Below are 2,077 nucleotides of genomic sequence, written 5' to 3'. Positions count from 1 at the left end.
ATTATTACAATAATAACAATATACAAAAAGGAATCGTGGAGAATAACGGATTCGAACCGTTGACCCCCTGCGTGCAAGGCAGGTGCTCTAGCCAGCTGAGCTAATTCCCCGATCGTTTTTTTAGTAGTCCCGAGCAGATTTGAACTGCTGACCCCTACATTATCAGTGTAGTGCTCTAACCAACTGAGCTACGGGACTAGCTTTATTATTCAATCTCTCGATAAACTACCCGGATCCTAACTAATAATAGTTGGGGTGGGCACTTTCTTCTGTGTCTCTTATGTCTTTATCTTGATCGTTCGCAGCATAACGAGATCCGTTTTTGATCTCTAGAAAGGAGGTATTCCAGCCGCACCTTCCGGTACGGCTACCTTGTTACGACTTAGCCCCAATTATCGGTTTTACCCTAACACGCTCCTTGCGGTTACATGCTTTAGGTACCCCCAACTTTCATGGCTTGACGGGCGGTGTGTACAAGGCCCGGGAACGTATTCACCGCGTCATTGCTGATACGCGATTACTAGCGAATCCAACTTCACGGGGTCGAGTTGCAGACCCCGATCCGAACTGTGAATGGCTTTTCGAGATTGGCATCACATTGCTGTGTAGCTGCCCGCTGTACCATCCATTGTAGCACGTGTGTAGCCCCGGACGTAAGGGCCATGATGACTTGACGTCGTCCCCACCTTCCTCTCTGCTTACGCAGGCAGTCTGTTTAGAGTCCCCACCTTAACGTGCTGGCAACTAAACATAGGGGTTGCGCTCGTTGCGGGACTTAACCCAACACCTCACGGCACGAGCTGACGACAGCCATGCAGCACCTAGTTTCGTGTCCCGAAGGACTTATCCGTCTCTGGATAATTCACTAACTTTCAAGCCCGGGTAAGGTTCCTCGCGTATCATCGAATTAAACCACATGCTCCTCCGCTTGTGCGGGCCCCCGTCAATTCCTTTGAGTTTCACCCTTGCGGGCGTACTCCCCAGGTGGATAACTTAACGCTTTCGCTAAGACGCTGACTGTATATCGCCAACATCGAGTTATCATCGTTTAGGGCGTGGACTACCAGGGTATCTAATCCTGTTTGATCCCCACGCTTTCGTGCATCAGCGTCAATAATCGCTTAGATAGCTGCCTTCGCAATCGGAGTTCTGAGACATATCTATGCATTTCACCGCTACTTGTCTCATTCCGCCATCTTCAACGATATTCAAGCAATTCAGTATCAAAGGCACTGCGACAGTTGAGCTGCCGTCTTTCACCTCTGACTTAAAATGCCGCCTACGCACCCTTTAAACCCAATAAATCCGGATAACGCTCGGATCCTCCGTATTACCGCGGCTGCTGGCACGGAGTTAGCCGATCCTTATTCTTCGGGTACGTTCAGCTACCTTTACAAAGGTAGGTTTATTCCCCGACTAAAGCAGTTTACAACCCATAGGGCAGTCATCCTGCACGCGGCATGGCTGGTTCAGACTTCCGTCCATTGACCAATATTCCTTACTGCTGCCTCCCGTAGGAGTCTGGTCCGTGTCTCAGTACCAGTGTGGGGGATTCTCCTCTCAGAGCCCCTAGACATCGTCGCCTTGGTAAGCCGTTACCTTACCAACTAGCTAATGTCACGCGAGCCCATCCATATCCTATAAATATTTAATTGTCAATCCATGCAGATCAACAATGTTATGCGGTATTAATCCGAATTTCTTCGGGCTATCCCCCTGATATGGGTAGGTTGCTCACGCGTTACGCACCCGTGCGCCACTCTCACCAAAGTAAGCAAGCTTACTCTGGATCCCGTCCGACTTGCATGTATTAGGCCTGCCGCTAGCGTTCATCCTGAGCCAGGATCAAACTCTCCATTGTAAAATGAAGTGTTAGATCAAGACTATTTATAATAAATAGAATTGTTCTGTATGTTAATATCTATACAAAAACGATACTATCGGAATTTCTTGTTTTGCTAACTTATTCGTCTGCGAAACTTTCATCTCTCGATTACTCGTTACGCTACTATGATCAGATTTCTTAAAGAACTTTTGTCGCATCCGCATCGCGCTTCTGCTTTATCGCAATACCTAT

The 2,077-nt window shown here is 48.0% G+C and carries 2 tRNA genes and 1 rRNA gene; all 3 read right to left on the bottom strand.

Annotation, left to right across the window (positions count from 1 at the left end):
* Window positions 1-36 precede the first annotated feature (36 nt).
* Window positions 37-110, bottom strand: a tRNA-Ala gene (locus ACL9RF_RS17685).
* 14 nt (window positions 111-124) lie between these two features.
* Window positions 125-198, bottom strand: a tRNA-Ile gene (locus ACL9RF_RS17680).
* A 135-nt stretch (window positions 199-333) separates the two neighbouring features.
* Window positions 334-1,861 (bottom strand): 16S ribosomal RNA (locus ACL9RF_RS17675).
* Window positions 1,862-2,077 lie beyond the last annotated feature (216 nt).

Source organism: Sphingobacterium sp. Mn56C, assembly GCF_049319645.1.
Taxonomy (GTDB): Bacteria; Bacteroidota; Bacteroidia; order Sphingobacteriales; family Sphingobacteriaceae; genus Sphingobacterium.
The sequence above is the reverse complement of the archived record's forward strand: the minus strand, read 5'-3'. Positions and strand labels throughout refer to the sequence as shown.